Source organism: Bacillus litorisediminis, from assembly GCF_022808645.1.
Classification (GTDB): domain Bacteria; phylum Bacillota; class Bacilli; order Bacillales; family JC228; genus Bacillus_BF; species Bacillus_BF litorisediminis.
Map to the genome: position 1 here is coordinate 1 of NZ_JAKZKT010000016.1, position 25,750 is coordinate 25,750.

Annotated in this window: 28 protein-coding genes; 20 read left to right on the forward strand and 8 right to left on the reverse strand. The window is 40.6% G+C overall.

Annotation, left to right across the window (positions count from 1 at the left end; all coding sequences use genetic code 11):
- From MLE14_RS22735 to MLE14_RS10005, 4 genes are all read left to right on the forward strand, one after another.
- A partial coding sequence (locus MLE14_RS22735; RefSeq protein ID WP_390628623.1) for a transposase occupies positions 1-221 on the forward strand: 221 nt, incomplete at its 5' end.
- A 345-nt stretch (positions 222-566) separates the two neighbouring features.
- Positions 567-1,613 carry a fatty acid desaturase gene (locus tag MLE14_RS09995; RefSeq protein ID WP_243298225.1) on the forward strand — a complete coding sequence of 349 codons (1,047 nt, stop codon included), beginning with the start codon at positions 567-569 and terminating at the stop codon, positions 1,611-1,613.
- 105 nt (positions 1,614-1,718) lie between these two features.
- The gene (locus MLE14_RS10000) at positions 1,719-2,855 is read left to right on the forward strand and encodes a sensor histidine kinase (protein WP_243298307.1); all 1,137 of its coding nucleotides are present in this window, start codon (positions 1,719-1,721) and stop codon (positions 2,853-2,855) included.
- Positions 2,852-3,442 carry a response regulator transcription factor gene (locus tag MLE14_RS10005; RefSeq protein WP_243298226.1) on the forward strand — a complete coding sequence of 197 codons (591 nt, stop codon included), beginning with the start codon at positions 2,852-2,854 and terminating at the stop codon, positions 3,440-3,442. The genes MLE14_RS10000 and MLE14_RS10005 overlap by 4 nt, the downstream gene beginning before the upstream one ends.
- A gap of 67 nt (positions 3,443-3,509) precedes the next feature.
- Here MLE14_RS10005 and MLE14_RS10010 read toward each other — a convergent pair whose 3' ends face one another.
- The 4 genes from MLE14_RS10010 to MLE14_RS10025 form a co-directional block, all read right to left on the reverse strand.
- The gene (locus tag MLE14_RS10010) at positions 3,510-3,881 is read right to left on the reverse strand and encodes a hypothetical protein (protein WP_243298227.1); all 372 of its coding nucleotides are present in this window, start codon (positions 3,879-3,881) and stop codon (positions 3,510-3,512) included.
- Between the two features lie 18 nt (positions 3,882-3,899).
- Complete coding sequence (locus tag MLE14_RS10015) at positions 3,900-4,418, reverse strand: acyl-CoA thioesterase (protein WP_243298228.1); 519 nt, start codon at positions 4,416-4,418, stop codon at positions 3,900-3,902.
- 237 nt (positions 4,419-4,655) lie between these two features.
- Positions 4,656-5,546, reverse strand: a complete 891-nt coding sequence (cidR, locus tag MLE14_RS10020) for a cidABC operon transcriptional activator CidR (protein ID WP_243298229.1) — start codon at positions 5,544-5,546, stop codon at positions 4,656-4,658.
- Between the two features lie 51 nt (positions 5,547-5,597).
- Entirely contained in the window at positions 5,598-6,815 is a 1,218-nt protein-coding gene (locus tag MLE14_RS10025; RefSeq protein ID WP_243298230.1) for a Zn-dependent hydrolase, read from the reverse strand.
- A 216-nt stretch (positions 6,816-7,031) separates the two neighbouring features.
- Here MLE14_RS10025 and MLE14_RS10030 point away from each other — a divergent pair, with 216 nt between their 5' ends.
- The 5 genes from MLE14_RS10030 (at position 7,032) to MLE14_RS10050 (ending at position 11,467) form a co-directional block, all read left to right on the forward strand.
- Entirely contained in the window at positions 7,032-7,262 is a 231-nt protein-coding gene (locus MLE14_RS10030) for an excisionase family DNA-binding protein (protein WP_243298231.1), read from the forward strand.
- A 133-nt stretch (positions 7,263-7,395) separates the two neighbouring features.
- Positions 7,396-7,569 carry a hypothetical protein gene (locus MLE14_RS10035; RefSeq protein WP_243298232.1) on the forward strand — a complete coding sequence of 58 codons (174 nt, stop codon included), beginning with the start codon at positions 7,396-7,398 and terminating at the stop codon, positions 7,567-7,569.
- Complete coding sequence (locus MLE14_RS10040; RefSeq protein WP_243298233.1) at positions 7,559-7,699, forward strand: hypothetical protein; 141 nt, start codon at positions 7,559-7,561, stop codon at positions 7,697-7,699. Before MLE14_RS10035 ends, MLE14_RS10040 begins: the two co-directional genes overlap by 11 nt.
- A gap of 163 nt (positions 7,700-7,862) precedes the next feature.
- A complete protein-coding gene (locus MLE14_RS10045) occupies positions 7,863-9,860 on the forward strand; it encodes a penicillin-binding transpeptidase domain-containing protein (RefSeq protein ID WP_243298234.1) in 1,998 nt (665 codons plus the stop codon).
- A 218-nt stretch (positions 9,861-10,078) separates the two neighbouring features.
- Positions 10,079-11,467, forward strand: a complete 1,389-nt coding sequence (locus MLE14_RS10050) for a M20/M25/M40 family metallo-hydrolase (RefSeq protein WP_243298235.1) — start codon at positions 10,079-10,081, stop codon at positions 11,465-11,467.
- 41 nt (positions 11,468-11,508) lie between these two features.
- Here the strand turns inward: MLE14_RS10050 and MLE14_RS10055 are convergent, their stop codons facing one another.
- On the reverse strand, positions 11,509-12,846 hold the full coding sequence (locus MLE14_RS10055; RefSeq protein WP_243298236.1) for a polysaccharide biosynthesis protein: 1,338 nt from the start codon (positions 12,844-12,846) through the stop codon (positions 11,509-11,511).
- Between the two features lie 155 nt (positions 12,847-13,001).
- Between MLE14_RS10055 and MLE14_RS10060 the strand changes: the two genes are divergently transcribed.
- The 3 genes from MLE14_RS10060 to MLE14_RS10070 all read left to right on the forward strand — a co-directional run bounded on the left by MLE14_RS10060 (position 13,002) and on the right by MLE14_RS10070 (position 16,880).
- Complete coding sequence (locus MLE14_RS10060; RefSeq protein ID WP_243298237.1) at positions 13,002-14,213, forward strand: winged helix-turn-helix domain-containing protein; 1,212 nt, start codon at positions 13,002-13,004, stop codon at positions 14,211-14,213.
- Positions 14,214-14,598: 385 nt separating this feature from the next.
- Positions 14,599-15,837 carry a M20/M25/M40 family metallo-hydrolase gene (locus MLE14_RS10065; protein WP_243298238.1) on the forward strand — a complete coding sequence of 413 codons (1,239 nt, stop codon included), beginning with the start codon at positions 14,599-14,601 and terminating at the stop codon, positions 15,835-15,837.
- A 275-nt stretch (positions 15,838-16,112) separates the two neighbouring features.
- Entirely contained in the window at positions 16,113-16,880 is a 768-nt protein-coding gene (locus MLE14_RS10070) for a cobalamin-binding protein (protein ID WP_243298239.1), read from the forward strand.
- 160 nt (positions 16,881-17,040) lie between these two features.
- Here MLE14_RS10070 and MLE14_RS10075 read toward each other — a convergent pair whose 3' ends face one another.
- Positions 17,041-17,262: a hypothetical protein gene (locus MLE14_RS10075; protein ID WP_243298240.1), complete on the reverse strand. Its 222-nt coding sequence runs from the start codon at positions 17,260-17,262 to the stop codon at positions 17,041-17,043.
- 189 nt (positions 17,263-17,451) lie between these two features.
- Between MLE14_RS10075 and MLE14_RS10080 the strand changes: the two genes are divergently transcribed.
- Both MLE14_RS10080 and MLE14_RS10085 read left to right on the forward strand, forming a co-directional pair.
- Complete coding sequence (locus tag MLE14_RS10080; RefSeq protein WP_243298241.1) at positions 17,452-17,877, forward strand: SRPBCC family protein; 426 nt, start codon at positions 17,452-17,454, stop codon at positions 17,875-17,877.
- Between the two features lie 2 nt (positions 17,878-17,879).
- On the forward strand, positions 17,880-18,206 hold the full coding sequence (locus MLE14_RS10085; RefSeq protein ID WP_243298242.1) for an ArsR/SmtB family transcription factor: 327 nt from the start codon (positions 17,880-17,882) through the stop codon (positions 18,204-18,206).
- Positions 18,207-18,262: 56 nt separating this feature from the next.
- On the opposite strand, the gene MLE14_RS10090 is transcribed toward MLE14_RS10085, so the two are convergent.
- Both MLE14_RS10090 and MLE14_RS10095 read right to left on the reverse strand, forming a co-directional pair.
- The gene (locus MLE14_RS10090; protein WP_243298243.1) at positions 18,263-19,087 is read right to left on the reverse strand and encodes a hypothetical protein; all 825 of its coding nucleotides are present in this window, start codon (positions 19,085-19,087) and stop codon (positions 18,263-18,265) included.
- Positions 19,088-19,124: 37 nt separating this feature from the next.
- Complete coding sequence (locus MLE14_RS10095) at positions 19,125-19,970, reverse strand: hypothetical protein (protein ID WP_243298244.1); 846 nt, start codon at positions 19,968-19,970, stop codon at positions 19,125-19,127.
- Positions 19,971-20,271: 301 nt separating this feature from the next.
- On the opposite strand from MLE14_RS10095, the gene MLE14_RS10100 reads away from it, so the two are divergent.
- The 6 genes from MLE14_RS10100 to MLE14_RS10125 all read left to right on the forward strand — a co-directional run bounded on the left by MLE14_RS10100 (position 20,272) and on the right by MLE14_RS10125 (position 25,731).
- Positions 20,272-21,024, forward strand: a complete 753-nt coding sequence (locus tag MLE14_RS10100; RefSeq protein ID WP_243298245.1) for an IclR family transcriptional regulator — start codon at positions 20,272-20,274, stop codon at positions 21,022-21,024.
- A 44-nt stretch (positions 21,025-21,068) separates the two neighbouring features.
- Positions 21,069-22,040 (forward strand): tripartite tricarboxylate transporter substrate binding protein, encoded by a 972-nt coding sequence (locus MLE14_RS10105; protein ID WP_243298246.1) that lies wholly within the window; start codon positions 21,069-21,071, stop codon positions 22,038-22,040.
- Between the two features lie 87 nt (positions 22,041-22,127).
- The gene (locus tag MLE14_RS10110) at positions 22,128-22,571 is read left to right on the forward strand and encodes a tripartite tricarboxylate transporter TctB family protein (protein WP_243298247.1); all 444 of its coding nucleotides are present in this window, start codon (positions 22,128-22,130) and stop codon (positions 22,569-22,571) included.
- Positions 22,572-22,585: 14 nt separating this feature from the next.
- Positions 22,586-24,085 (forward strand): tripartite tricarboxylate transporter permease, encoded by a 1,500-nt coding sequence (locus tag MLE14_RS10115; protein ID WP_243298248.1) that lies wholly within the window; start codon positions 22,586-22,588, stop codon positions 24,083-24,085.
- Positions 24,086-24,109: 24 nt separating this feature from the next.
- Positions 24,110-25,069, forward strand: coding sequence for a sugar kinase (locus tag MLE14_RS10120; protein WP_243298249.1), 960 nt, complete (start codon positions 24,110-24,112; stop codon positions 25,067-25,069).
- Positions 25,070-25,083: 14 nt separating this feature from the next.
- Positions 25,084-25,731 carry a bifunctional 4-hydroxy-2-oxoglutarate aldolase/2-dehydro-3-deoxy-phosphogluconate aldolase gene (locus MLE14_RS10125; RefSeq protein WP_243298250.1) on the forward strand — a complete coding sequence of 216 codons (648 nt, stop codon included), beginning with the start codon at positions 25,084-25,086 and terminating at the stop codon, positions 25,729-25,731.
- Positions 25,732-25,750 lie beyond the last annotated feature (19 nt).

Consider the following 25,750-nt stretch of genomic DNA (forward strand, 5'->3'; position numbering starts at 1 on the left):
AGGCCGAACACCTTCGTCATAAACAAGAAGTAAAAGAAATATATGCACGTCGAAAAGAATCCATTGAACGAGTCTTTGCGGATGCAAAAGAAAAGCATGGTATGCGATGGACTACTTTAAGAGGCCTTAAAAAATTGTCCATGCAGGCGATGCTTACGTTTGCTGCCATAAATCTTAAGAAATTAGCCAACTGGACTTGGGTAGGTCCAAAAATGGCATAAAGAATAAGAATAATAGACAAATCACACTCATTTCTAAGATGGATTCTGAAAAAAATTCTTAAAATCATAAAGGCATTTGGGAATAAAAACATTCCCAAATGCCTTTTGTCTTCAATCTGAAACACTTGTTATAGACAAGTGTTTTTCAAATTTTTTTGATGATAAGTAAAATTTAAGAATCCAACTCCAAGTTTAGCCACTATCTTAAATAGTGTTTTTTTAAATAGTAAATTCTGCTTTAAAACATGACATTTGTCATGGTTGATGTATGACATGTGTGTCTGCAAACGTCTTCTTCTTTTCTTTATAATGGGAGATAACTAATCGGAAGAGGATGGGTTATATATGGAAAAACAAAATCAAAATCAAAAGATGTTACGAAAACAAGTGGCTCCTTATGAAAAACCTGATACTCGCAAAAGTATCATTCAGATATTTGATACGATTGTTCCTTTCTTTGTTGTATGGATTCTTGCTTATCAAACTCTCTCAGTCTCTTATCTTCTTACCCTTGCTTTAACGGTTGTTGGCGCAGGTCTTTTAACGCGGATGTTTATTATTTTTCACGATTGCTGCCATCACTCTTTCTTTAAAAACAGAAAAGCCAACAAAATTCTTGGAACCATTACGGGAATCCTTACGTTATTTCCTTACAGCCAATGGCAGCATGATCATTCGATTCATCATGCGACGAGTTCAAATTTAGATAAACGCGGAACCGGCGATATCTGGCTGTTAACAGTAGATGAATACAAGTCTGCATCGGCTTGGACACGCTTCCGTTACCGCATGTACCGGAACCCTTTTATTATGTTTGGGTTAGGTCCAACTTACGTATTTCTATTAAAAAACCGTTTTAATAAAAAAGGTGCCAAACGAGGAGAACGTATTAATTTATATATTACAAACATTGTGATTGCAGCCATCATAGCTCTACTATGTTACGCGATTGGATGGCAGTCGTTCCTTTTAGTACAGGGACCCATCTTTTTGATTGCCGGTTCAATCGGGGTATGGCTATTTTATGTGCAGCATACTTTTGAAGACTCTTATTTTGAACCAAATGAAAAATGGGACTTTGTTTTAGCAGCAGTGGAAGGCAGCTCTTTTTATAAGCTTCCTAAAGTACTTCAATGGTTTACAGGAAATATCGGTTATCACCATGTTCATCATTTATGTCCAAGAGTTCCGAATTATCAGTTGGAAGCGGCACATAATAATACCGATGCCTTAAAGCACGTGCCGACAATCACGCTAAAAACAAGCTTAACTTCACTTAAATTTCGGCTTTGGGACGAGAATCAAAAGAAGTTTGTTCATTATAAGGATGTTCCATTGCTATCCGGCATGAATCAAATCCCATCACAATCTCAATCACAAATTAGCAGGTAGTTAGCAGGATAAGGAAATGATATGATGAAAACAGGGCCATTTTAGAATGCCCTGTTTTTCTGCATATGTTTGAAAATTGGGTTATAAGAGGTTTTTACCATGAATCTGATAAAAAAATATCTGGCTTTTCAAAAAAATAGCGGAATATCTCCTTATATATGGGTGATTCTTTTTATACTGCCTTTTTATTTTATTATTCAAGCGGACTCAACTATTGAAATTATTTTGGGGATCTTGCTGACTTTCGTCTTTTTTATCCTGTACCGTATTGCTTTTTTTGCTAGAGGCTGGCCTGTTTATCTTTGGACATTTCTCCTTATCGGTATTTCCATTACCACAACGAGCCTTTACAGCTATGTGTATTTTGCGTTTTTCTTAGCACATTATATTGGAAATATAAAAGACCGTGTTACGTTTCTTATTCTGTATTTTGTTCATTTAATCAGCACCTCGGTCTCGATTAATTTTAGTATTGTACAGCAGGATGAACTCTTTTTAAAGCAGCTGCCCTTTGTAATTGTGATTTGGATTAGTGTCATTCTGCTTCCGTTTAGCATTTATAATCGGAATGAGAAGGGGCAGCTAGAAGAAAAACTAGAGGATGCAAATAAAAGAATTCATGAATTAGGGGTGTTGGAAGAGCGGCAGAGAATCGCTCGCGATCTCCATGATACTCTTGGACAAAAACTTTCGTTAATCGGATTAAAAAGCGATTTGGCCAGACGTTTATTATATAAAAATCCGGAGCAAGCCCGGAATGAATTGAAGGATGTCCAGCAAACTGCCAGAACAGCGCTTAATGAAGTCCGCAACATGGTTTCATCCATGCGTGCAGTCCGCCTTAAGGATGAGCTTGTGCTGGTAAAAGAGCTATTAGACGCAGCCGAGATTCACCTTGAGGAAGTGGGAGAATTTAAATTGTCCAATGTGCCATTATTAACCGAACATATATTAAGTATGTGTTTAAAAGAGGCTGTCACTAATATTGTTAAACATAGCGGGGCCACTCGCTGTTCCATAAAAATTGAACAAACTCGGGAGGAAACAATCGTTACCATACATGATAATGGTATATTCAATCATTCAGCCGAACATTTAATGCAGGGTCATGGAATAAAAGGTATGAAAGAACGTCTCGAATTTGTAAATGGCAGTTTGGAGCTAATGACAAAGGATGGAACGACTTTGCAGCTAAGAGTGCCGCTGGATTTGACGCAAACGGAAAAGGAGGAGTTTTCATGATTCGGATTGTCATTGCAGAAGATCAGCAGCTGTTGCTAGGAGCTTTTGGTTCATTGCTTGACTTAGAGGATGATATGGAAGTAGTGGGGAAAGCGTCTAATGGGGAAGAGGCAGTGGAGCTTGTTCGCAAGCTGCATCCCGATGTGGTCATTATGGATATCGAAATGCCGGGAAAAAGCGGACTAGAAGCGGCTGAAGAATTAAAGGATGATGATTGTAAAGTTATTATATTAACCACGTTTGCCAGATCTGGCTATTTTCAGCGTGCTTTGAAAGCAGGGGTGAGCGGTTACTTTTTAAAGGACAGTCCGAGTGAAGATTTAGCAAACTCGATCCGCAGTGTCATGGCTGGAAGAAGGATTTACGCACCAGAACTAATCGAGGACGCTTACAATGTTGACATGAACCCTTTAACGGAACGGGAACGAGAAGTTTTGGAGCTCGTTGCCGACGGTAAAGACACAAAAGAAATTGCAGACACTCTCCAAATTAAAACCGGCACGGTCCGCAACTATATCTCCGTCATTCTCGACAAACTCGGTGTGAAAAACCGGATCGAAGCGATTAAGCAATTTAAAGAAAAGTAAAAAAGGTGCCAGTCACCACCCGAAAGTTCTTGTTTCGCAGTCTTGAATTGGGTGGTTATGGCACCTTTTACTTAATCACAGTTAACCCTGTTAGCGTTTCGGGTTCTGTTCCTAGCAGTAAGAGGCACATTTTGGCGTAGCCGACTTTCTTGAAAGACTTAATCATCTTTTGGATGACAGGGAAATCTGGATTATCTTTTAATTTTTGAATTTCACTTTTATATAGTCCTAATACCGAATGGTGAAGGTAGGATGGTTTATTTTTCCCTGGATCTTCATCCATTAGCAAACAGCCCATAAACTGATATCGAAGCTGTAATGAACGGGTTAAATTGACAATATGAAATAACTGTTCAAAGAGGGCTGGATAGGACTTTTCAACATTTTTAAGGGCTTCTTGAGTGGCGATTAGATCTTCATGACTGCAAAGTGTTGTCATTATTTTTGCTCCTTCCGGTTAATTGTCCCATGGCTTTTTAACGGTTATATATTGAGCCAGTTCTTTACTCTTTTGTCTTCTCATCTTCCGCATTTCTGCCCGTTCTTTACCTGTCTCGTAAAGGAATTGTTCCTCTTCTGTCTCAGGAATAACACCTGGCACTTCGACCGGTTTTTTATTTTCATCTAATGCGACAAATGTTAAAAAAGCTGTTGCAGCAATTCTGCGTTCGCCAGTCATCATATCTTCAGCAATGACCTTACAGAAAATCTCCATGGAGGTTCTTCCTGTATAAGTGACAAATGATTCAATGCAGACTGAGTCTGTTTGGTGAATCGGACAGAGAAAATCTATTGAATCCGTAGATGCTGTTACACATTCTTTTACACGGGCGTGTCTTCGGGCTGATAGGGTTGCAGCGCTATCCAGCTTTTTCATTAAGACTCCGCCGAAAAGGGTATTATAGTTATTTAAATCGCATGATAATACTTGATCAGTATTAATAATGCGGCTTTCACTTACTTTTTTAGGTTCCATTTCATTTCGCTTCCTTTCTTATTTGGATCTAGTGACCAGATGCCAGATAAAAGGATTTTCTTGCCACGAACCAAGTGTAAGCCCCATCGAACTATAAGTAAAATGGATAGTTTTCATAGGATTTATAGCTTTTATCTATGTAAATGCTTACCTATGCATCTTTTCAGTATTAAAAAATTAAAAGGGGCTGTCCAAAAAGTCAGTTATCTGACCTTTTGAACAGCCCGGATATAGCATTTACTGATTCTGATGTGTAAAATGATCTATTGTAAAGCGAAGCCATTCCTTTGCTGCATAGGAAAGGTAAAGCTCTTTTGACCAGATCATCGCCAAATTCCATCCTATGGAGGGATTCACGACTTTAACTGTCTTCACTTGCTCCTTTAAATGTCCGCAAATACTCTCCGGTAAAAGGGATACACCTAATTTCGATGCTACCATTTCTTGAATGAAGGACCATTGAGAGCTTTCAGAAATGATGTGCGGGGTGAATCCGGCTACATTACAGGAAGAAACAATTTTATCATTTAACACAAAGTCTTTATTAAATAAAATAAAGGATTCTTCAGCCAATTCAGCAAGCTGGACTTCTTCTTTTTTCGCGAGCTGATGGGATGGATGAAGAATTAATTGAAGGTCTTCTTCCATAAAAGAAAAGTAGTGAAAAACTTCTTCTTTAGTTGGGAGGACGACTACACCGACATCCAAAAGGCCATTCTTTACGTCTTCCTCAATTTTTTTCGAGCCATCTTCTTCTAATTGAAAGGTGATGCCGGGGTATTTTTCATGAAATAGACCAATGATTTTAATAAAAAAATGAGCATCAAATATAGGAGGCAATCCAATGCGGATATGTCCTTTTTTTAATTCGAGCAAATTGTCCAATTCGGATTCTAAATTATTGAATGCTTTATCAATTAATTTAGCCTGCTCTAAAATAATTTTCCCTGCATCCGTCAAAGTCAGCTGCTTCCGCGAACGGTCAAATAGCGTAACCCCCAGTTCTTCCTCCAAATTTTTAATCATCTTACTAATAGTAGGCTGCGTAATAAACAAATGATCAGCCGCTCTTGAAAAGCTATTGAATTTTGTGACTTCAATGAAATATTGAAGATGTTTGATATCCATAGTTAGGTGTCTGTCACCACCCATTTTTCTTAATTTACACGTCAGCTGTTATTAGAGCTCGTCGAGTTTAATTAATGTTTTAAGCATGGTTTCCGCTCCGGCTTGTACGTCCTCTTTGGCAGTAAATTCCTTAGGATTATGACTGATGCCATCCCTGGAACGAACAAAAATCATGCCTACTGGAAAAAGACCATTGAATTGCATAGCATCATGCCCGGCCCCGCTTGGCAAGGAGATAACCGGGATATGCTGTTCACCAATGCTCTCCTTAATTAGGTTTTGAATATCTTCAGAACATAATACAGGCGCTACCCTTTGCAGCTCTTCAATGGTCACTTTTATTTCGCGCTCATTTCCAATTTGAATAGCAAAATCAGTAATTTCCTTTTCGAGCTGGTCTCGAATTTCCTCTGAGATGTCACGTATGTCAACAGTAAATTCAACACTGCCAGGAATTACATTAATGCCCCCTGGCGTAAGTGACAAAGAACCAACTGTTGCAACTGCATATGGAAATTGACTGGCCAATTTTTCAATTTCGGCGATAATCAGACTAGCTGCCACTAATGGATCTTTTCTTTGTCCCATAGGAGTGGCACCTGCATGTTCAGCTTCTCCTTCCAGTTTTACCTTTAACCAAAGCGGGCCAGCGATACCCGTCACATTTCCAACGGGAACATCATGGTTTTCTAATACTTTGCCTTGTTCAATATGTAACTCTATGTAGGCTTTTACATGATCCATTTTAGCTGCTGCGATTTTTTCAGGATCATAGCCTTGATTGATTAACGCCTCTCGGATGGAAATCCCTTGTGCATCTTTCTTATCTAAGTCTTGGTCTTCTAATCTTCCTGCAACAGCCCGGCTGCCAAGTAAACCAAAGCCAAATCTTGCTCCTTCTTCATCTTTAAAAGCAATTACCTTCACCGGATGCTTTAAGCGGATTTGTTGCTCCTGTAATGATTGCATGACTTCAATTGCCGTCAACACCCCTAAGCTGCCATCAAATTTTCCGCCGTTCGGAACAGTATCGATATGAGATCCTAACAGAATGGCAGGTAAATCCTCTTCTCCTGGAGTCGATCCGATTAAGTTTCCAATTGCATCATACGATACAACTAACCCTGCTTGCTCCATATACCTTTTCACCAATTCATTAGCTTCAAGTTCTTCTTTAGTATAGGAAAAACGGGTTACACCATTGTCTTCAGTTTGTCCAATTAATGCAAGCTCCTGGATTCGATTCCAAAGTCTTTCTGTATTGACCATTACAGTTGCTCCTCTCTTCATTGTCTTATTTTTGGTTAACTATACAAGAAATCGAGGAGATTGTCGAAGCCTAAATTTTTAAAAAATCAAAAACAGCAAATCAGGCTGAAATGGAATACGAAAGCTTACATACGATTTCTGTTAGCATTTAGCTGTAAAATTTCTCTCATTTTATATACAATAAAAATAAATAAGAAAAGGAGAGTGTTTTGGGATATGTATCTGACCATCAAAGAAACTGCCGAATATTTATCCTTAGACGAATCGTATATTGAGAGTCTGATTTTACAAAAACGAATTCGTGCGGTCCATGATGGGGAGCAATACTTGATTAATAAAGACCAATTTAACACTCACTTTGAGCAGCTCGAGAATTATCGGGCGATGATTGCTGAATATTTAAGTGAACCGATTCCAGAAGATATTGATATTAAAGATGAAGATTAAACGCCTTAAGCCTCCTCCATGGTTCAAGAAGCATAGTTTGGGTTATTTCGGGAAAAACATAGATAAGCCTATTTAAAAATTAGAAAATGGTGTCAAGCTTCCTCATAATTCCAAACTAAAGGAGAATGATCGCATGGAAGATAAGCCAAGGAACGATATCAACACGTCAGACAATAATGAGAAAATCAAACACCGTACACTGCATTTAGGAAATGTAGAGTACAGTCTTCAAGATGTGTCCTTCGCTACAGGTGAGAACAAGTATTTAAACGAGCGGGTAACAGGGGAGACAACTGATGAAACATAAAAAGAAAATAGAAACAGCTCCTATTCTTGGCAGCAAAGATCACGAATTTGCAGAAGAATTGTCTGACGGGGGAGAGCGGGATGAAGTTATACGAAAACAGGTTCGAAAGCGTAATAAGTATAAATTGTAAAGTGGAGAAAATATAAAGTGTTGCAGATCTGTGCAGCACTTTTTTATTTCGGATTGTCCATGTATGGGTACAGATGACAAATTTACCATCTTCCGTAAAACAAGTTTCCCAGTTAGTATAAACAAACAGAAGGGTCATAGAATTAGCAATAGGGGGGAACGTTTTGAAAAAATGGATATTTGTATTGTTGATGCTATTGGTCACCATTTTCCTTGCGGCTTGCAATAATGAGCCGACCGCCCAGGAGCGCTTCAAGGAATATGTGAGCCTGTGGAACGAGCGAAAATTTTCTGACATGTACGATTTTTTAACAGCTGATGCGAAAGAAAGAATTACAAAGGAAGAATTTGTAGGTCGATATGAAAAAGTGTATGATGATCTGAAAATAAGCGACTTAAACGTCACAGCTAATCTTCCGGAAGAAGAAGTTGAGGGAGAAGAAGCTCAATTTTCATTTGCCGCAGAAATGAATTCACTCGCCGGACAGATATCTTTTGAGCATACTGCTCCGTTAAGGAAAGAAGAGCGGAATGATGCTGAAAACTGGTACGTGGACTGGGATACGACTTTTATATTTCCTGAGCTGGGAGCAGGGGATAAAATAAGGCTCTCTAGTACTCCTGCAGCCAGAGGCGAGATAGTAGACCGCACTGGAAACGCGATCGCCATGAACGGCACTGCATATGAAATAGGGATTGTGCCAGGTCAAATGGAAGGCAAAGCGCAAGAGATTATTGCACAGGTCTCCGAATTGCTTGGAGTCAGCCCGGAACGAATCCGAGAAGCGTTAAATGCTGAATGGGTACAGCCGGATTATTTTGTTCCGATTAAAAAGATTCCAACAGAGGAAACGGAGCTGCTTGCTAAGGTGACTTCAATCCCCTCTGTTGTAAAGAAGGATGTACCGGCCCGTGTTTATCCTTACAAGGAGGCAGCAGCTCATCTTGTCGGGTATGTGGGACCCATTACAGCTGAGGAGCTTGAGGAATTAGCCGGCCAAGGATTTTCCAGTACCGATGTGGTTGGTAAAAGAGGAATGGAACAAGTCCTCGAAGAAAGGCTAAAAGGAGAGAACGGAGCAAGAATCTATATTGAGAAAGCAGATGGGTCGGAAGTGGTTCTTGCCGAAAAAGAAGCAGTGAATGGAGAAAATGTTACTTTAACAATTGATATGACCCTGCAAACGAAAATGTATCATGAACTGAATGGAGAACCGGGAGCCGGTGTTGCTCTGCATCCTTTAACCGGGGAAACGCTTGCGCTTGTCAGCAGTCCGTCTTTTAATCCCAACACGGCAACCCTCGGAGCGACAGGGGAGTTTTGGCAAGAACTGGAGGAAAATCCATTAAAACCGCTTATAACCCGTTTTAAGCAGGGGTATGCTCCGGGCTCAGTCATGAAGCCGATCACAGCTGCTATCGGTTTAAAACAAGGAGCTATCACAACAGATTGGACGATAGATGTAAACGGGCTTCAATGGCAGAAAGACAGTTCGTGGGGCGATTATAAAGTCACCAGAGTAACAGCCACAAATGGTCCAGTAAATTTGGACCGGGCGCTTATTGTTTCGGACAATATTTATTTTGCTCAGGCAGCATTGCAAATCGGTGCACAAGGGTTTACAGAAGGCCTGAAAAGCTTTGGCTTTGGTCAGGAAATCGATTATCCGTTTCCGCTCGATCCAGGCAATATTGGAGATTTGGAGAATGAAATCCGTCTGGCAGACTCTGGTTATGGCCAGGGGCAGATCGAAATGAGTGTGGTCCACTTGGCGGCTGCCTACACTCCGTTTCTAAACAACGGAACGATGCTGAAGCCGACACTTCTTGCTGAACAAGAAACTTCACAGCCATGGAGTGAAAATTTGGTCGATGCTGAAATAGTTAATCAAATCAATGCGTCATTGAGAAAAGTAATTGAAGATCCCAATGGAACTGCAAAAACCGCCAGAATTGAAAGCTATGCTCTTGCCGGGAAAACTGGGACAGCCGAAATTAAAGAGCAGCAAGGGGTACAAGGAACAGAAAACGGCTGGTTTGTCGCTTATAATTTAGATAACCCTGAACTTCTTATTGCCATGATGGTAGAAGGGGTGCAAGATAAAGGAGGCTCCCAAGCTGCAGTGAGCCGGGTCAGAAATGTGTTTGTAAGCGAGAGATAAAATGATAGTAAAAATTGGCTGTTTTCGAATAGATTGTTGCTTCTTCCCCGCGGAAAGCAAGTGTCTGGAGCGAAATGGAACGAACATGTTTACCTCTGTTAAAAACAACAAAGCATACGAAAAAAGCCTAAAAATTTTATAAATTATTGAAATCAATAAAGGGAATCTTCCTTCGGGTGTCGAAATAATCAATATCATGACCTGAAGGGAGATTTTTTATGACTAATCCTCAATTGGAATCCTTACAAAATGCAGCAAAAGAGCTGGTTCCTAATGCGCTTGAAACCTTAAAAAGCTATCTTCGTTTTCCTACAATTTCAGCACAGAATAAAGCCATTCCTGAGACCGTTGCCTTTGTGGTAAACATGATTAAAGAGGCAGGAGGGGAAGCCGAAGTCTTGGATGACCTTGGAGGAAATCCGGTAGTCTATGGATTTTTTGCGGCTGGAAGCAATGGGGATTCAAACAAAACACTGCTTTTCTATAATCATTATGATGTTCAGCCTCCTGAACCTTTTGAAGAATGGCTGACAGAACCTTTCGAGCCAACGATTGCAGATGGAAAACTGTTTGCACGCGGGGTTGCCGATAATAAGGGGGATTTAGTTGCCCGCCTGACAGCCATAAAATTATTGAAGCAGACAGCAGGCGGCTTGCCTTGTAATATTAAGTTTTTAATTGAAGGTGAAGAAGAAATCGGCAGTCCTCATTTAACGCCATATCTTGAAACGTATACAGAGAAATTTAAGGCAGACGCATGCATATGGGAATTCGGCGGAAAAGATGAAAAAGACCGGATCAGTATGGTAGCAGGAATTAAAGGAATGGCCTATATGGAACTGACGTGTGTGGGCGCAGATATTGACATGCACTCATCGGTCGGCGCCTATGTCGATAATGCAGCGTGGAGATTAGTGCAGGCTCTGGCCACAATGAGAAATCAGGACAATGAAATACTCGTAGAAGGCTTTTATGATGGCATTCAAGAACTTACCGACACTGAAAAAGAAGCAGTCAATGCTCTCCCATTCAACGAGGAAGCTGTTCGTGAGCTGTACGGTTTAAAACGGCCATTGATTACTAAAGGACTTGGAATTGACCCTAGAATGGCAATGGTTGCAAAACCAACCATGACTATTTGCGGACTAGAGAGCGGTTATACAGGAGAAGGTGCTAAAACGGTTCTGCCTAAGAGTGCAAAGGCAAAATTGGATTGCCGCCTTGTCCCGGGACAAGACCCAGATCATATTTTACAATGTATTCAATCTCACTTAGAAAAGCATGGGTTTCATGATGTAAAAGCAACCCTGCTGAATGGGCAAAAAGCGTACCGCTCTGATTTTAGCCATCCATTTGTAGCTCATGTGATGGAAACCGCTCGTGAGGTGTATCAAAATGATGTTGTATTGGCACCAAACTCAGCAGGAACAGGACCTATGTATATTTTCGGTGAAAATCTGAAGCTCCCAATCGTCAGTACGGGAGTAGGGTGGGTAGGATCTAAAGCACACGCACCGAATGAGTCGATTCGCTTAAAGGATTTTGAGCAAGGGATTGTACATATGGCTCACATGTTGTCTGGATTTTCGGCTGCGCTTCAAAATTAAAAGTAAATAACAATAAACCCGTCCATGGACGGGTTTATTAATTAGTCAAACTTTAAATAGTTCTTAACTGGGCTTCTCGACCAGACCGAAATTCTGATTGTCTTACAAATCACTAAGTAGTGCATGAGGGCTATTAAAAGGGCACCCGTGTTCATACCGATAATAATACCTTCCATTTGTAATGGTTTTAATGAGCCCAATACAAACATAAGCACAAATGAAATAAGTGTAGACCAGATTTGATGGTAAAAAGCTTCTTTTACCAATCCTAGTCCAATCAGGAAAGCCTGCATCGGAATGATGAAAAAATGGACTAGGAAATAAGGCCATAGGATTTGCAAATACAATGTGGCTGAGTTTGAATCAAAAAATAGCTGTGTCAGAGGTTCAGCAAATAAATAAAACACAAAGACGGCCGGGATTCCGTATAGACAGGTAAAGCGAAAAACCTTTTGCAATAAGCTCTGAAGCATTCGAAAGTCCTTATCGGCATAAGCCTTTGAAACCGTTGGAATCAAAACGATTAAAAGGGAATGGGCTATAAAAGCCGGGAAGAACCCAATTGTCAGTGCAACACCTGCCAGTAAACCAAATTGCTCGTTGGCCATATTTGGTGTTAAACCAGCTGTAACAAGTGCAGTTTTAATCAAAAAGGGCTGTACGGCATGGGCAACTGCATGAAATATGCGAAGTCCCGTCGTAGGCAGGGAAACAGAGAGCAGGTTTTGATGAACCATTTTTTTATCGATAAAAGATCTTGGCTTCCTATTTAATTCTTTCAGCTGGATGATATAGGTAAAACCAAGGTACCCGAAGACCACAATATCACTAACTACTATTGTACATAAGGCAATTAAAATTGATGTTTCAATTTCGAAATTAAAAAGCCGATAGATAAACACTAATAGAAGTAATTGCACAAATCTTCTCAAGAAATTAGAAAAAGCGATTTTTCCCATTCTGTGGGTCCCCATAAAATATCCGCGGGTAATGGAGGTGAAGGAAATAACCGGAATCAAAATAATGACAACCCAGCGAACAAGTGGATGATATTCATCGAATACCGGAATAAATGGTAAAATAAGGCTAACGAGAATTAGCATTCCAATTGTGAAAATAATCGTTAACCGTGTGGCGTGCTTTAGCATGCTGCGATGAAATCTTTCTTCCTGCTCTGCAGCAAATTTCGAAATAGCGATCGGAAGCTCTAGGCTTGCTAATATAACGATGAGAAAAATCGATGGGAGAATGGACATATATAGACCCATTCCCTCCTCGCCTAATTCTTTGGCCAAAACCATGTTTATGATAAATTCAATACATTCCCCAATAAACGCAGCAACAACCAATAACAGTGTGCCTTTAAAAAAAGTTCTCATGAGCTGTCTCCTTCTTTGTCTTCTGTTTAACCATGCTGAAGCTCAGGTTCAAAAGGTATGTAATTTGATTTGACATATTATAAAGATATGAGACAAGTTATAGAATATGATAATGGATTGAAGCCGTTACTTTTGATGTAAAAGGAGTTCCCTGTATGTTAAAAATAGACAAACCAACGGCCAGAAGATTTCTGCTTAAAAAGCAGAAGCTTTGGCCAGAAGAGGAACAGTTTAAGGAAAGTAAAATAGACGCCAGCCAAGTTTTACAAATGATTAAAAGCCTGGAGTGTGTTCAAATTGACCCTGTTGCCGTTGTTGAAAAAAACCAGCATTTGACGCTTGCAGCTCGAATGCCAGGATATCATCCTGATCATTTAAATGAGCTGCTTTCCGGACATAAGGTTTTTGAATACAAAGCCAACGAGGCGTGTGTGATTCCGATCGAGGATTATCCGATTTTTAAACCAATTCGAATGAGGATGCACGATGCACTGGATGAGAGGATAAAGGCATTAGGCCCAGTTGTTGACCATGTTGTAGACAGACTGAAAAAGGAAGGACCGCTGCCATCCCGTGCTTTTAAATCAGAGGTAAAGGTGCACGGTTACTGGGATAATAAGGCCCCGAGCACAAAGGAAACCTCCCATGCGCTTAATCTTTTAATGGATACGGGGGAGATCCGGGTTGTGGAGAGAATTGGTTTGGACCGAATCTTTGGTATAACGGAAGACACTGTTCCTAAAGAAATTTGGGAAAAGGCTGACGCAATTTCTGTTTATGAAGCAAGCCAGGCACTTATAGAAAAATTTATAAATGCGTATGGAATCTTTGATTCGAGTGATTTGCGGTTTGGCTGGCAGCGAATGAAAGCCGCCGACAGGAAAATTGAAATCGAAAACCGGGTAAGCCGAGGCGAATTGGTTCCAATTGAAGTGGAGGGTGTGAAAAGGTCCTATTTTATAAGAGCAGAGGATGTGGATCTTCTTGAGTCTGCAGCAAGTCCATTGCCTCCAGAGGATGGCCCGATTCTATTTTTACCGCCGTTAGATAATCTATTGTGGCGAAGAGAAAGACTGGAGGACTTCTTTGATTTTTCGTATCGCTGGGAAATTTATATTCCAAAAGAAAAGCGGCAATACGGTGCTTATACGATGCCTATTCTAGCAGGGGATCAATTAATAGGCAGGGTTGATCCAAGGGTGGACCGTGAGACTAAAACCCTTGTGATTCAGCTTTTTGAACTTCAACCGGGCGTAAAAAATACAAAAGCTTTGCAGAAATCTATAGATCGTGCACTTCATCGTTTTGCTGAATTTTTGGGAGCACGCAATGTGAGGTTTGAGATAGGGAAGAAGTGGCATAACTAGCGGCGTAGTATGGGTGGATTGGATTTTTCATTATATTTACGATTTTTTCTATCAATTTTATAAAAATCCGGTTATAAAAAATCACTCACAGAGAATTTGTTAACTTTTTATGGATTTTATTAAAATATTAAACTCTAGGGTGAGGTAAAATCATTCTAGAGTTTTTTTGGAAACGATTCGCGCAGGAATCTAAATTTACGCGCAACAATTTGAAAATACGCGTAACTTTTTCAAAATACGCGCAAAAACGGGGTCCAATCGCGCAACAGTAAAATCATGGAAAACTGGTAACAATGAAAATGAAAGTTTACGACTCTATAATTATCAAAAAATTGATAAAATAAGAATAAAGACGGCAAATCAATTGGAAGGGGCTTACATAATTATGATTTTATCTGCGGAAATCGAAAGTCTATTTAAGGAACTTCTAACCGAAGAGGCAATCCAGGAAGCTTTTTCATTTCTGAAAGACGATAATGACCGGACTACAACAGAACAAATCGAGTTAACTGCAATCCCTGCTCCAACTTTTCAGGAACAGGCCAGAGGCAAAGTCTTCAAAAGAAAACTAATTGAACTAGGGATTGAAGATGTCCAAACTGATGATGTCGGGAATGTGTTTGGAGTAAGACGGGGGAATGGAAATGGACCAAAGCTTGTGGTCTGTGCTCATCTAGATACGGTGTTTCCGGAAGGCACTGATACAGTTGCGAAAATAAAGGATGGAAAAATATATGCTCCAGGAATATCGGATGACGGCAGAGGGCTTGCAGCAGTATTAACTTTAATACGTGCCTTGAATACGGCCAAAATTGAAACAGAAGGCGATATTATATTTGGAGCCACCGTCGGGGAAGAAGGATTAGGGGATTTGCGGGGAGTCAAGGCGCTCTTTGAAAGCCGTGACGATATCGATGGATTTATTTCTATTGAACCGGGGGATCCAACTAGGACAACTTATCTGGCGACCGGAAGCGTTCGATATAGTGTGACCTATAAAGGCCCGGGCGGCCATAGCTTTGGAGCTTTCGGCACGCCAAGTGCGATTCATGCATTAGGAAGAGCCATTTCGATGATTTCTGATCTGGAAACACCGAAAAATCCTAAGACGACCTTTAATGTCGGTACAATTTCTGGAGGAACATCTGTTAATACGATTGCAGCGACGGCTAATATGGTGATCGATTTGCGCTCGACTTCACCAGAAGAACTTAAAAATGTAGAGGAAGAAACATTGCGGATTTTGAAAAAAGCGGCAGAGCTAGAAAATAAACGCTGGGGAAAAGAAGTCATAACAGTAGAAATCAAAATGGTTGGCAATAGGCCAGCAGGCTCACAAAGTCCAGAGTCTGCCATTGTTCAGGCTTCTTTAGCAGCCTCTAAAGCCATGGGTGCTGATCCAGTTCTGGAACAGGCAAGCAGTACCGATTCCAATGTTCCGATAAGTATGGGTATCCCAGCGGTAACGCTCGGAGGCGGCGGAGACTTTGGCGGTGCACATACATTAGAGGAATATTTTGATCCGAAAGATGCTTATTATGGTCCGCAAAAGATTTTGCTGACCATTTTAGGGCTAGTGGGAGTAGCTGGAGTTTGTCAGCCGTTACTGGAAAAACGGGGCTGAGGCGTATTAGAGGGTTCTAACTGGGCTCTGTAAAATCGAGCTAAGTTCGGAAAAAGGGGTGCTGAGTTCGGAAAAAGGGGTGCCGAGTTCGGAAAAAGGGGTGCTGAGTTCCGAAAAACGGGTGCTGAGTTCGGAAAAAGGGTGTTGAGTTCGGAAAAAGGGGTGCCGAGTTCGGAAAAAGGGGTGCTGAGTTCCAAAAAATAAAGCCGAATTCTGAAAAAACGCAGCATGTTCCGAAAAACAGAACTCAATTACATACGGGAGGAGACTTACAAATGCGGGTTGTATCGATCTGTCCGAGTAATACGGAGATTGTTCACTATCTAGGGAGAACAGAAGACCTCGTCGCGGTGGATGATTTTTCGGACTGGCCGCCAGAGGTACAGCATCTGCCAAAGGTTGGGCCGGACCTTTCGATCAATATGGACCAGGTGGAAAAAATGAATCCTGATCTGGTCCTTGCTTCTCTCAGCGTTCCAGGGATGGAAAAAAACATAGCTGAGTTAGAAAAAAGAAAGCTTCCGTTCATCACATTGAACCCCAATTCGCTGCGGGAAATTGCAAATGATATCCGGACGATTGCTGATGCTTTGGGATATCGTGAGTTAGGAATCGAAAAAGCAAAACGATTTGAAGCAGAAGTTAGACGGTTTCAAACCTTTTCAGATCAAATCAAAACCAGACCGTCGCTTTATTGGGAATGGTGGCCAAAACCTGTTTTTACTCCAGGCGGGCTTAATTGGCTGTCAGAAATTAGCCGGCTAGCGGGTGCATACAATATTTTTGAAACCAATCCTGAAGCCAGTGTTCAAACGGATTGGGACGAGGTGAAAAGTAAAAATCCTGATCATATTTGCATGGTTTGGGTAGGAGTAAAAGAGGCGAAAATGAACCCCGAGCTAATCAAAAAGCGTCCGGGGTGGTTAGAGCTTGCGGCTGTTAAAAATAATAGAATTCATGTATTAGAGGAATCCTTGTTTTGCAGACCTTCCCCGCGGCTGCTAGAAGGACTCGAGAAACTGATAAAAATGATTCATCAATAAGGATGTAAGGTGCGCCTAACTTACATCCTTATTTTTTTTGGTCTCTCTTTTTGGTTTGATTTTTATTTTTCTGGTCCTTTAAAGAAGAACGGAGAACTTCCGGTGGCGTGTTGTTATTGGGTGCAGCCTGTTCATTCCAATCTGACATCATTGTCCCTCCTTACTGCTCGTCAGCTGGTGTTCCGCGCATAAGTCGCTCGAAATCTTTCATTTTATCGTTCGTTTTGGCTGAAAGATGCAAAGGATTATTTTCTTGTTTCGGTTCCAGTTTGTTTGTAGAAACGATTACTCCCATTTGGTAAGCACCTGGATCACTAATGATACTTTCTTTTTTTGTGTCAGGATGGTTGGCTGACTCTACATTTGGTTCTCTGTCTGGCATACGATCATCTCCTTACCTTTTAAGATGCCGAACTGCTCTTGTTTTTATGCACTTATTAATGGTTAAGTGTACAAACAGATGTTATGGAAAATATTAAGTTAGAGAAAATTATATAAAGTAACACCCAGAAGTGTTATAATATTTATAACACTTCTGGGTGTTATTTTTATAAAAGGAGGAACATCTTTTATGTCATCACAAGAAAGATTACCTGATATTCGCAAAACTTTAGTTATTAACGCTCCCATTGAAAAAGTATGGAAAGCTGTAGCAACTTCGGAAGGAATTGCGGGATGGTGGATGCCAAATACATTTGAACCGGTGTTAGGGCAAGAATTTATACTTCATGCTGGTCCATATGGTGATTCATCTTGCAAAGTAACAGAAATTGATCCACCAAACCGGTTAAGTTTTGATTGGGATAAGGATTGGCATGTGGTTTTTGAATTAAAAAAGGTGGACGAAGAAAAAACAGAGTTTACTTTGATTCATTCTGGCTGGAAAGCTGAAGAAGTTACGAAGTTTGGACAACCGCACTCTAAGATTCGCATGGTTATGGATGGCGGATGGGAGAAGATTGTCAAAGAAGCACTTCGGGCTTATATCGAGGGATAAACTTGGTTACACTTCATACCCAACATGATGTGTTTCAGGCAATTGCCGACCCAACCCGCCGTAGTATACTTAAATTGCTGGCTGATCAGGAAATGCCGATTGCTTCGATCTCAAATAAGTTCCCGATTAGCCGTACTGCTGTCAATAAGCATCTAAAAGTACTGTCAGAAGCGGGTCTTGTAAGCAGTCAAAAAGTTGGCCGCGAAACGCGCTTTAAGCTTCAGCCAGAACCGTTGACTGAAATAAAAGATTGGCTTGCCTTTTTTGAGCAATACTGGGATGAAAAGCTGTTCTCTCTTAAAGATTTTGTGGAGTCTGATCAAGACTAGCCGCTTTCATAAATATAAAAAGCAGTAAGAGATTTCCTCTTACTGCTTTTTTCAGTTTAGTTAACATGTACTTGTAAACCAATACCTACTTTATTGGAAAGATCTAGGATAAATTGTTCAAAAGCATTTAATTCAAGTTCGCTTGAAGCGGAGAGGTCAGCCTTGGCTTGAAGCTCAGCTTGCTTTTCCGCTAATGCAGCTGCCTCTGTTAGTGTACTTTGATTTACATTAGCCTTAAGAGAAGCATCAGCTGTTACTTTTTTATCGGCGGAAAGATTCGTATTTGTATTCCCAGAAGCGGATCCTGTTACACTTCCAAGCAACTCTTCTTTCGTGCAAGCATTTGCATAAGATGCATTGGCTTTTACAGAAGCATTGTTGTCAGCAAAGCTGGTGACATTTGCGGAAAAGTTGACAGATGTGCCAGTTTGTGCATCAGCATTTGTTTGAGCATCACCTAGTGAATTTTCAACAACTGCACTTGTTTCTCCACCTGCTTCAGCTTCTGCATCACCATCAGCTCTTGCTTCAGCATTGTCTCGAACACTTATAGAACTTTCTGTTATAGCTTCTCCTTCAACACTAACAGATTCAGCCATTTCGGTACCGTCTTCAAGGTCTGCTTGAACTTGCTTTTCGACTGAGGCTGCTCCTTCGTTAGCTTCAAGATTAATGGATAAATCAGCATGTGCATCAATGTTCATATTTGAATGAAGCTGCACTTCATTTGCAAGTACTTGACTTTGCAGATTGCTGCTGGCTTTTCCATCGGTTTCAGAACCTAATTCAACACCAAAAGCACTTGCAGATGCTGCTGCACCCATCCATAATCCTATTGCAACTACTCCAGAAACAGTCATTAATTTTAATCCTTTTTTCATAATCAAAATCTCTCCTTCTTCTTTTTAATGATAATTTTTATTTTGCTGAAAAGAAGAAGGATGTTTCTGGCGGCTGCACGGGAGGAGCATTCAGCCACTGGTCAAAGTAAAATGAAACTTTTCCTGACAATACTCCTTGTTTGAATTCAAAAATTCGCTGCGGATCCTGCAAGAGTCCATAAATGACTCCGCCGGTGCTGATATCTGAATGATTGGGAATGATACTTCCAAAGCTGCCTCCCGGTAATCCGATAACCCCAGGATGGTCATAAAAGAAAAGCATCGGTCTTTCCTGTTTTGGTGTGGGATATGATGTCTCTTGATCTGGCTGAATAAATTCTGCATTTGTAATGGGATAAATTTCCACTTCCGATTGAGCTTCATCTGCTAATGAATCTTGTTGAGGTACTTCGTTCGAAAATAGATTTTTCTTTTCGATTGTGACAGTTGAATCTTTTACTGTCGGAAGCCCGTCTTTATCACTATTTTCAATCGGAAGAGACAGATTTGGATTCAAATCATCCTCTAGTGTAAGTGATTTTTTTGCCTCAACCTTAACTCGGTCAGCAGTCATCTCCAGTTCAACACTGCTTTTATCTGCTTCTAAAGTTATTTCCGTCTGTTCTACTGAATCTGCCAGTTCTCGCTGGATATAATCGATCGTCTCTTTACCATTGACTGTTTCCTTATGTAAGGATTCTAAAGGTTTCTCAGTCTTTATAGGAAGACCTTCATCCGAGTTTTCCTCGGCTGCAGCAGATACAGGAGAGACAGCGTCAATTTCCTCTAGATCAGCAGAAGGCAGAATACTCTGCGCTGAGGCTAATGAAGGGAACGCGATCGTCCCTATTAAAAAGAACAAATATACAAGCGGTCTATGCAAGAAAAGATTTCACCTCCTTTCAGTGCAAGAAGAAAGATAGTAATCTACGATATTTATATTCTTAAATATCCAAGTATAGAAAAGGATAAACCTAAAATTGATTGAATAATCTAACCATTTATTTATAGATTAACAATTTGATATATAGGAGAAATGGGGACATAGACTCTATATTTATCATCTAAGACGAGAACCTTTCATTAAAGAAAATAAGTTGACAACGTTTTCACAAATGGTTTATATTAGTACCATAATAAAGAAAGCGGTTCCATAATACGGAACAATGTAAAGGGGGAGTGTGATGATCCAATCCGTTGATCGCGCATTGCATATTCTTGACTTATTGAAAAATAATCCGAGAGGTCTTGGGGTTACTGAAATTTCTAAATCTTTAGATGTTGCCAAAAGTACAGCACATCGGTTGCTGATGTCGTTAGAGCGATATGGTTACGTTCAAAAGTTTGGAAAAGATGCAATCTATCGATTAGGGTTAAAGTTTATAGAAATGAATCAGGTTGTTGTGGAGAACTTAAATGTTGTTGAAATTGCACGGCCTTATCTCGAGAAGCTAAGTGCTGATACAGGGGAAATTGTTCATCTGGTCATGTTGGATGGATATGAAATTGTTTATATCGATAAGGTAGATAACAATTCTACAATCCGGATCTATTCACAAATTGGGAGAAGAGCTCAATTACACTGTACGGGTGTAGGAAAAGCCATCTTAGCTCACTTTGATAAATCTAATATAACCAGATTTATAGAAAATAATGATTTCCGGTCATATACCCCGAATACCATCGTTGACGGACAAGCTTTGCTAAGTGAATTAGAAAAAATCAGGATTGACGGAATCTCATTTGACAATGAGGAACATGAGCCTGGAATCCAATGTGTGGCGGCACCAATCAAAGATCACCGCAATCACGTTCAATACGCCATTAGTGTGACTGGGCCATTAACAAGAATGACGAAAGAAAAGCTTGAAACTTGTATTCCAAAGTTAAGAGAAACAGCACAAAACATTTCAAGACAGCTTGGCCATTTTTTGTAGCAAGAAATTAAAATTCATCCATGTAAAACAGGGGGTTCTTTTTTATGAAAAAGTTTAAATTAGCTAGTATTCTTTTAATCTTATCTTTAATTCTCGCAGCTTGCGGCGGTTCAAATGAGGCAAATAATGAAAACGCTTCAGGATCGGACTTCCCAAATAAATCAATTGAACTTATTGTTCCTTATGCAGCTGGTGGCGGAACAGACTCATTAGCGCGTTCATTTGCAGATCAAACGGACCTGGGTCAATCTGTAGCGGTTGTGAATAGAGAAGGAGGCGGCGGTGCCGTTGGGATGCAAAACGGTGCTAATGCAAAACCCGATGGATATACAGTTTCCATGATTACGGTCGAATTATTAACTTTACCTCACTCTGGTTTGGCTCAATTTTCATATGAAGATTTCCAGCCAGTAGCTTTACTAAATGAAGACCCGGCAGCGATCACAGTTTCAGCTGATGCACCATGGAATACAATCGACGAATTTATTGCAGCGGCTAAGGAAGAAAACCTAAAGGTTGGTAACTCAGGTACAGGCGCGATTTGGCATTTAGCAGCATCCGCATTTGAACAAGAAACAGGCGTTACGTTTAACCACGTTCCATTTGAAGGAGCAGCCCCAGCTGTTACAGCTTTACTTGGCGGACATATTGACGCAGTATCTGTAAGTCCGGCTGAAGTACGCACACAAGTAGAAGCAGGTGAGCTTAAAGTATTGGCCGTTATGGCGGATGAACGTGTTGAATCCTTGCCAGATGTTCCAACACTTAAGGAAAGTGGAATCGACTTATCGATTGGTACATGGCGTGGTCTAGCTGTTCCTAAAGATACTCCTGAAGATGTTGTAAAAACTTTAGAAGAGTCATTCGGTGAAACCGCACAAAGTGAAGAATTTAAAGCAACTCTAGACCAGCTAGGATTAGGTTATCGTTATGAAAATGCTGAAGGATTTACAAATCTGCTAAAAGAGCAGGATGCACTGTTTGCTGAGCTAATTCCTTCATTAGATTTGAATTAATGAACTGTAGGGGCTAGATTTGTCTAGCCTCTACTCTTTAGATAAGGGTCATATTTTCTTATGCTTATTAAAATTGGAGGTGTCATCATGACTTTAGCCAACCGAGTGATCGGTACCATTTTATTGCTGCTTTCGGTTTATGTGTGGGTAACGGCTAATGCATTTCCAGAGGCAACCGGGGTAGGTCCTGGCGCAGATTTTTTCCCGAAATTAACAGCAGCCGTACTTGGTGTCTTATCAATCTTGCTAGTGCTTAAAAAAGAAAATACAGAGGATCCTATTTTCCTGGTTGCAGGAAACCAGGCATTGAAATTCGTTTTAGGATTCCTTGCTATGATTGTATTTGTTTTTTTGATTGAAGGGATCGGTTTTACGATTACAGCGGTTTTATTTACCGCTGGATGGATGTGGCTAATGGGTATCCGAAAAATTGTTAAGCTAACTATAGTATCTGTCTTTATCGGTCTATTGATTACCTTAGTATTTGAACAATTACTTAATGTTCCCATACCGCATGGAATCTTATATTAAGGTGGGTGAAAAATATGGAATACCTTCTTCAGGGATTTGTTAATGTATTTGCTCCAGAAGTAATCCTGTTAGTGATTGCGGGTGTAATTGTAGGTATTATAATTGGAGCCCTGCCTGGTTTAACAGCAACCATGGGAGTAGCACTGTTTCTTCCGGTTACATTTGGAATGGATGCTGTAGCCGGGATCCTCCTATTAATAGGTGTTTACTTTGGTTCGATATATGGAGGATCAATTTCAGCGATTCTATTAAATACTCCAGGGACCCCGGCATCCGCTGCAACGGCATTAGACGGACATGTATTAACAAAGCAGGGGAAAGCTGGAAAGGCGTTAGGGATTGCAGCGATTGCTTCTGCAGTTGGCGGTCTGTTAAGTGCTATATTACTGATCTTTATTTCACCGCAGCTTGCGGAAATCGCCCTGAACTTTAGCGCTCCAGAGATGTTCGGACTAGCTTTATTTGGATTAAGTATTATTTCTAGTATTTCAGGTGGATCCATACTAAAAGGGTTAATTGCCGGAATGGTGGGTCTTGTCATCTCAACAATTGGAATGGACCCAATGACAAGCTACCCCCGTTTTACGTTTGATCAGCTTTCATTATTAAATGGTTTAAACTTTATCCCGGTTATGATCGGTTTGTTTGCTGTTTCTGAAGCACTTGTAACAATGGAAGAAGAATTGCACGGAAAAGGTACCCTCAAAAAAATAGTAGCCAGCTATATTTTGCCTAAATGGCACGAGCTAAAACATTTATGGGTTACAATGATCCGCTCAGGGTTTATAGGTTCTTTTATTGGGATTATCCCAGGTGCGGGAGCTGATATAGCTGCCTTTGTTTCGTACAATGAGGCCAAGCGTTTTGCGAAAAAAGAAGAAAAAGACTCTTTTGGCAAGGGAAATCCAAAAGGTGTTGCTGCTGCCGAAGCTGCCAATAACGGGGTTACAGGCGGAGCGATGGTTCCATTATTAACGCTAGGAATTCCTGGTGACGCAGTAGCGGCGGTTTTACTCGGCGCATTAGTTGTCCAAGGTATTCAGCCGGGGCCGCAGCTATTTACTACAAGTGCAGATTTAGTTTATACATTATTTGCTGGAATGCTTGTTGCAAATATATTAATGCTAATTTTTGGTATTAGTGGAATTCGCTTATTTACAAAAATATTAAAGGTGCCAAAAAATATTCTTGCAGCTGTCATCGTTGTTCTATCAGTAGTTGGTTCTTATGCGATCAGCAACAACTTTTTTGATGTTTATACCATGTTAGGTGCAGGTATTATTGGTTACTTTATGAAAAAGTTTGGCTTTCCGGCTTCACCAATTGTCCTTGCCCTCATTTTGGGACCAATGGCAGAAAGTGAGCTTAGACGTGCCCTAGTTATGTCAGAGGGCAGCTACGGTATATTCTTTAACAGTCCGATTTCCTTGCTGTTCATTATTCTAGCCATTCTGTCACTTGTATTGCCAATCATCTTAGAATTTTGGAAAAAGAAAAAAGCTATTGCTAAATAAGAGATGCATCAGGGGGGAAATGAAATGTTTCCAGAACTTATTACTTTAGGAGAAACAATGGTCATGTTTGAGGCTGGAAGTGATGGACCCCTGCGATATGTCCACCAGTTCAATAAGCGCCATGGCGGTGCAGAGTCAAACGTAGCGATCGGTGTTACCCGATTAGGTCACTCAGCTGGCTGGATCAGTCAGGTAGGAGATGATGAGTTGGGTAAATTTTTGGTATCTGCGATTCGGGGAGAAGGAGTTGATACCTCAAGAGTTACGTATAACAGCCATTATCCGACAGGACTTTATATTAAAGAAAGAAATCGGGAAGGCAGCACTCAGGTATATTACTATCGTAAAGGGTCAGCAGCCAGTCAATTGGATGTAAATACAATCGATTGGGACTATATTAAACAAGCAAAAATCGTTCATTTAACAGGAATTACACCATTTTTAAGTCAAAACTGTCTAGAAGTGGTTAACCGGGTTGTTGAGTTTGTCAAAGAGAATCATATTTTGCTTTCCTTCGATCCAAACCTAAGATATAAATTAATGGCCGATTTCCCGAATCCGAAAGAAATTGTCATTGAGTTAGCCAAACAAGCCGATCTGTTTATGCCTGGTATAGATGAAGCTGAATATCTGATTGGGACTAGTGACTATGAAGAAATTGCTGATTATTTTCTGCAAGCGGGTGTAAAGAAAATCTGTATTAAAAACGGCGATAAAGGGACGTTCTTCCAATCCATAGATGGAGAAAAAGGATTTTTGCCAAGTTTTAAGGTGGATAGAGTAATCGATCCGGTTGGTGCAGGAGACGGATTTGCAGCAGGGGTCATATCTGGAATATTAGAGGGAAAATCGTTGGAAGAATCCGTAACGATGGGAGCAAAAATTGGAGCAATGGTCGTCCAGGTTAAAGGGGACATTGAAGGGCTGCCAGAGAGACGGACATTAGAACAATTTACAGACAAAGTGACGGATGTCTTAAGGTAAAGGAGACGATGAACATGAAACATGAGTTGTTGACTAAAATCTTAGATTCAGGTGTAGTTGCTGTTGTCCGTCGGATCGACAAAGATAAAGTCATGAATGTAATTGCAGCTCTTGTCGAAGGCGGCATTACGGGGATTGAAATGACGATGGATTCCGATGACGTGCTAAATACAATTACAAAGGCAAAGCAAGAATTTGCAGATCGGGCCGTTATTGGGGCAGGTACAGTTTTAGATGGTGAATCTGCTAAACTTGCAATTCAGGCAGGAGCAGAATTTATATTTGCGCCAACCTTAAATCAGCAAACCATTGCTGTTTCGAATCGATATGGGAAGATTGCAATTCCCGGAGTTTTTACGCCCACTGAAATTCTTCAAGCCCATGAATGGGGGGCAGATCTAGTTAAGGTCTTTCCAGCGAGTGTTCTCGGGAGTCAATTTATAAAAGATGTACGGGGACCGCTTGGACACATTCCCATGATGCCAACGGGCGGTATCCATCTTGGAAATGTTGAGGAGTATATCAAGGCGGGTGCAGTTGCTGTCGGAGTCGGCGGTTCTTTATTAAATAAAGAATGGATTCAAAATGAAGATTGGCCGCAGCTTGCCGTTCTTGCAAAGCAATATGTTGAAAAAGTGAAAGCAGCTAGAAACAACAAATGAACTTTTCTTCAACGAAGAA